Source organism: Novosphingobium sp. B-7 (assembly GCF_000410615.1).
GTDB lineage: Bacteria > Pseudomonadota > Alphaproteobacteria > Sphingomonadales > Sphingomonadaceae > Novosphingobium > Novosphingobium capsulatum.
The window spans coordinates 1-5,166 of sequence record NZ_APCQ01000146.1 but is presented as its reverse complement, the minus strand read 5'-3'; the positions used below and the strand labels follow the sequence as shown (position 1 = coordinate 5,166).

4 protein-coding genes and 1 pseudogene are annotated in these 5,166 nt (G+C 67.4%); all 5 read right to left on the bottom strand.

The annotated features are described in order from the left end of the window. A pseudogene (locus tag H926_RS0101745) lies at positions 1-695 on the bottom strand (double-strand break repair protein AddB); the annotation flags it as partial. Continuing rightward, positions 695-1,429 carry a nucleotidyltransferase family protein gene (locus H926_RS0101740; protein ID WP_022674763.1) on the bottom strand — a complete coding sequence of 245 codons (735 nt, stop codon included), beginning with the start codon at positions 1,427-1,429 and terminating at the stop codon, positions 695-697. The gene H926_RS0101740 and the pseudogene H926_RS0101745, both read right to left, overlap by 1 nt. After that, positions 1,426-2,418: an aminoglycoside phosphotransferase family protein gene (locus tag H926_RS0101735; RefSeq protein WP_022674762.1), complete on the bottom strand. Its 993-nt coding sequence runs from the start codon at positions 2,416-2,418 to the stop codon at positions 1,426-1,428. The genes H926_RS0101740 and H926_RS0101735 overlap by 4 nt, the downstream gene beginning before the upstream one ends. Next, a complete protein-coding gene (tsaE, locus tag H926_RS0101730) occupies positions 2,415-2,861 on the bottom strand; it encodes a tRNA (adenosine(37)-N6)-threonylcarbamoyltransferase complex ATPase subunit type 1 TsaE (protein ID WP_022674761.1) in 447 nt (148 codons plus the stop codon). The genes H926_RS0101735 and tsaE overlap by 4 nt, the downstream gene beginning before the upstream one ends. A 124-nt stretch (positions 2,862-2,985) precedes the next feature. Next, a partial coding sequence (locus H926_RS0101725; RefSeq protein WP_028657442.1) for a PAS domain-containing sensor histidine kinase occupies positions 2,986-5,166 on the bottom strand: 2,181 nt, incomplete at its 5' end.

The following is a 5,166-nucleotide window of genomic DNA, read 5'->3' as shown; positions in this document are numbered from 1 at the left end:
CGCAGCAGGCGGGCGATCGCCGGCGCGGCAGAGGTGACCCCGGCGGCGATCACCGCATGGAGCGGCGGATCGGCGCGCCACGCCTGCGCCGCATGGGTCAGCAGCAGGTTGCGCCGCACCGGCGCATCCACTTGCCCGCGCGCATCCAGTTCGAACTGCCAGCGCACCTGCACCCGCGCGAACAGGCGCAGGCTGTCCTGCCAGTGTTCGGCCAGTTCGGGCAGCATGTCGATCATCAGCAACTGTTCGGGACTGACCTCTTCGGCAGCCAGCCGATCGAGCGACTGGGCGAGGCTGCGCGCCTGGCGCAGCAAGCCTGCCTCGCCCCGCACGATGCCCAGCGCGGCCAGTTCCTCGCGCAGAATCTCGGCCAGGCGCAGCAGGCGCACCACCGGATCGCAGGCCGGTGGTGCCACGGTCCCGCCGCCAAGGGGATCGAGCAGCGCGCCGAGCGTCTCGTCGAGATCGAGATCGCCCACCACCACCATGCGCGGCAGCAGAAGCCCGCCACCCGAGGCACGGATAAACGCCTCGGTCAGGTTGCGCACGGCGCGCTGGCTGGGCAACAGCAGCGTCAGCCGCGCCAGGCCAAACGTGTCTTCGCGGTAGCGCGGGATCAGCCCGGCGACCAGCGCATCGGCAAATCCCCGGTGCGCGGCAATGGTATAGACGCTGGGCCGGGCGGCGCCTGCCATCAGTATTGCGTCAGCGCGGCTTGGGTGGGGGCGATCATTTCCGGCGCGCCCACTTCATACCACAGCCCGGTGTGCGGCAGGCCATAAAGGCGCCCTTCGGCAATCGCCCGGTCCCACAGGCGCCCGGTGGAAAAGCTGCCTTGCGGTGCATCGCGCAACAGCCGGCGCGACACGATCTGGATGCCGGTAAAGATATAGGGCGCCACCCGCCCCGGCTTACGCCGCGAAACCAGGCCCATCTGGTCGATATGGAAATCGCCCATCCCGGTATAGTTGAACGCCTGCGCATGGCTGACCAGCAGCAGCAGCGCGTCCATCCGCTCCTCGTCCCAGAAATCGCCGAGCGCAGCAAAGGCATTGCGCGGCCCATCGAGCCAGATGTTGTCGCTGTTGAGACAGAAGAACGTGTCACGGTCGATCAGCGGCAGCGCCTTGACCAGCCCGCCGCCGGTTTCCAGCAAGGTTTCGCGCTCGTCAGACACCATCACCTTGGGCACGTCACGCGCCAAGACATGGGCCTCAAGCTGGTCGGCCAGGTAGTGCACATTGACCACGGCGCGGGTCACGCCGGCTTCGGCCAGCTTGTCGAGCGCATGGTCGATCAGCGGCTTGCCGGCCACGCGCACCAGCGGCTTGGGCCGCGTGACGGTCAGCGGCCGCATCCGCTTGCCGATGCCGGCGGCCAGCACCATCGCCGTGTCAGACACCAGCGGCTTGCGCGGATCGCGGCTCATTCGGCAAAGCTCCCACCCAGGCGCCCGGCCGGATCGCGCAGCTCTGCCGGGATATTGGCGTCAAACCACGCCGCCACCGGGGCCAGCGCGGGATGGGCCAGGTCGCGTTCCAGCATGGCCCAGACGCGGGGAATGTAATCGAGATAGCGCGGCTTGCCATCACGCTTCCACAGCCGCACGAAAATGCCCACGATCTTGGTATTGCGCTGCGCCCCAAGGCGGGCATAGTCCGCCCGGAAATCACCCTGTGGCTGCGCCTTGGCCAGGTAATAGTCCAGCATGCGCGCCTCAAGCTCGGGCGAAACGGTGCGCCGCGCATCCTGCAACAGCGATACCAGGTCATAGGCCGGATGGCCGGCCAGCGCGTCCTGGAAATCAAGCAGGCCTTGCTGATCCAGCCCGCCCAGCAGCATGATATTCTCGGCGTGATAATCGCGCAGCACGGTCACGCCGGGGCGCTGCGCCGGCAGCAACGGGGCCAAGACCTGTTCCCACGCCGCCTGGAACCCTGCCACATCGACATAGATCGCCCGCGCTGGGCAGAACCATTCGATGAACAGCCGCACCTCGCGCATGTATTCGGCCATGCCATAGGCGGTGAACGGCCCGGCCGGCAGCTGCGCCAGTTGCACCAGCGTATCGATCGCGGCGCGATAGACGGTGTCTTCGTCCTGCGGCCAGGCATCGACATATTCGCGCATGCGCGTGTCGCCAAAGTCTTCGAGCAAGACCCAGCCTTGGGCGGCTTCTTCGGCCAGGATTTCCGGCGCGCGCAGGCCATTGCCATCAAGCCAGCGCGCGGCGCGCAGGAATGGCTGCGGGTCTTCCTGCGGTGGCGGCGCATGCATCAGCATCGCGCTCTGCTCGCCCCGCCGCACGCGGAAATAGCGGCGGAAAGAGGCGTCGCCCGGCAAGGGTTCGATTCTTGCGCCCGTCCAGCCCGCACGGGCGAGGAAAGCATCGATTCCGGCAGGAAGAGTGCTGGTCATGGCAGCCGCTCTAACCATCCCTTGCCGGCCAAGACAATGGCCTGCCGCCCGTTTTCCGCGATTTCCAGACGCAGCGTGAGGCAATCGGGCTCATGCCCGAAACCGCCGGCGTGATCGGGCCATTCAGCAATCAGCACGGCGCCCTGGCGATAGTCGTCAAGCCCGATCTCCTCGGCCTCTGCCGGGTCTTCCAGGCGATAGAAATCGGCATGGACCACTGGCAGGTGCACCTGCGGCGGATCATAGGTTTCGATGATAGTAAAGCTGGGCGACGGCACATCGCCGACATAACCCAGCGCGCGCAGCAATTCACGCGCCAGCGTGGTCTTGCCCACGCCCAGCGTGCCTTCGAGCGCCAGCACGTCTCCGGGCCGCAGCTTTGCCGCGATACGGGTGGCAAGGGCCTGGGTGGCGGCGATATCGGGAAGCGGGATCGTGGTCATGGGGCGTCGCGCTAGAGAGAAGCGGGACCCCGGATCAAGTCCGGGGTGACGGTAACCAGGGAAGTATGTCTATCATATTCCCGTTGCCCCGGACTTGATCCGGGGCCCTTCACGGCGCTTGCCATCACGGCAGCGTCACGATGGCACTGGTGCCCTCGCCCGGTTCGGAAACCAGTTCGAAGCGGCCGCCATGCGCATCGATCAACTGGCGTACCAGTGGCAGGCCCAGCCCCTGGCGCCGCTCGGCCGTGCGGCCGTCGGCGGCGAGCTTGAGGCCTTCCATCGCGCGGGCGAGTGCCGCTGCATCCATGCCGCGGCCGTTGTCGGAAATCACCACGCGCAGATCGCGCGCGCCGCGCGTGCATTCCACCAGGATGCGCCCGCCGGTGGGCGTGGCGGCAATGGCATTGTCGATCAACTGGCCAAACACGCGGCGCAAGCGGCGCGCGTCACCGTTCACTTTGCCCACCGCCTGGCTGCCGCGCAGATCGAGCGCCAGGCCGGCCGCGTTGATCCGCTCGGCGCGCTCGCGCACCACGTCGGCCAACAAGGGGAACACATCCACCGCATCGCGCGCCAGCGGCAGCATGCCTGCCTCGCTCTGCGACAGGTCGAGCACGTTCTCGATCTGCTCGCCCAGCCGCTCTACCGACGAGAGGATCGCCGCGACATAATCGCGCGCCTGCGGCGTCAATTCCCCGGCCAGCCCGCTTTGCAGCATTTCAGCAAAGCCGCCGATAGAGTTCAGGGGGTTGCGGAATTCATAGCTCATGTTGGCGATGAAGCGCGTCTTGACCGCGTCCGCCTCGGTCAACGCGGCATTGCGTTCGCGCAGCGCGGCCTCAGCCTTTTGCGAATCCGTGATGTCGAGCACCGTCAGCAGGCCATTGCCATCGGGCAGCGGCACGCCGGCAAATTCCAGATGGCGCCCATCGGCCAGAGACAGCCGGCCGCTGGTCTGCTTACGTTCCAGCGTGGCGGCCTGGATCACCTGGCCGATCATACCCACTTGCGCCGGACGCTTGAGCAGGCCGGCCAACCGCGTGAGCAAGAGATCGGCGCGCGGATGGCTGCCGAGGAATTCCTCGTCCAGTCGCCAATCCTGGGTAAAGCGCCGGTTCCACAGCTGCAGGCGGCTGTCGGGCCCGAACACGGCCAGCGATTCAAACAGGTTGTCGAAGGTGGCGGTGCGGGTGCGCAGCAATGTGTCGCGCGTGGCGGAAAGCTGCAGCTGCTCGGTCTGGTCTTCAAAGATCAGCAGCAGGCCGCCATCGGGCATCGGCTGGCCCACCACGCGCAGATGCGTGCCATCGTGCAAGTGCCAGGGCTCCTCGCGCGGCTCGCGCGCCAGGAACCAGGCCTGGCGCTCGCGCCGCCATTGCGGAAAATCGCGCACTTCGGGCAGCTTGCCGCCATCGCGCAGACGATCGAGCACGCGATCGAAGGGCGGCGTATCGTTGACCCAACTCGGGCTGATGCCAAAGATGCGCAGGAACGGCTGGTTGGCAAAGACCAGGTTGCGGCCAGCGTCGAACTGCGCAATCGCGGCCGACAGCGTATCGAGCATCTGCCGCTGGGCATCGCGGAAGCGGCGAAACTGGCGGGTCAATTCCTCCATCTGCTCGATATCGACGGCATAGCCGGCCACGCCTTCGCCAGCGATCGGCAGGTCGCTGACGCGCATGGTGCGGCGCTGGCCGTTGATGGTTGCAGAAACCACCCGCTCGGCCGGGCGGCGCTGGGCAAAGACATCGGCAGCAATGTGCGCCGCGCTCAGGCCGTCGACCGGCTCGACCAGTTCGATGCCGTTCTCCACCACCGATGCCGCGCTCGCCGCGCCCACCGCGCGCACATAGGCGGTGTTGACCAGACGCAGGCGCATTGCCGCATCGCGAAACCACATCGGCAGGGGCGCGGCTTCGATCAGGCCGGCCAGCCCGGAAAAGTCGGCATGGGCCTGCTCTGCCTCGGCACGCAGGGCCCGGATTTCTGCCACGCTGTCGGTCGCGTCGAAAAACCACAGCAAGGCCGCATCGCCCGGCGCGATCTGCGGATCGGCCAGGCTGCCGCGCACCGCCAGGGCCGTTACCCCGCCGCGTGGCACCAGCGAAAGCGCGAGTGGCGCACCGGTTTTTTGCGTGTGGCGCACCGCATCGGCCAGCGCCGCCAGGCTTTCGGCGTCGAGCCCGCGCCCTTCGCCGCTATCGAGCTCGGTCAGATAGCCCGGCATGGCATCAAGGCCCATCCAGCCGGCCAGGCGCGAGGCGCCCTCGATCCGCCCATCGGCGCGCACCAGCAGCGGCAG

Bases quoted from the DNA above. Each gene is read 5' to 3' on its own strand.
- H926_RS0101740 (WP_022674763.1), bottom strand. From the start codon at position 1,429: ATGAGCCGCGATCCGCGCAAGCCGCTGGTGTCTGACACGGCGATGGTG.
- H926_RS0101735 (WP_022674762.1), bottom strand. From the start codon at position 2,418: ATGACCAGCACTCTTCCTGCCGGAATCGATGCTTTCCTCGCCCGTGCG.
- tsaE (WP_022674761.1), bottom strand. From the start codon at position 2,861: ATGACCACGATCCCGCTTCCCGATATCGCCGCCACCCAGGCCCTTGCC.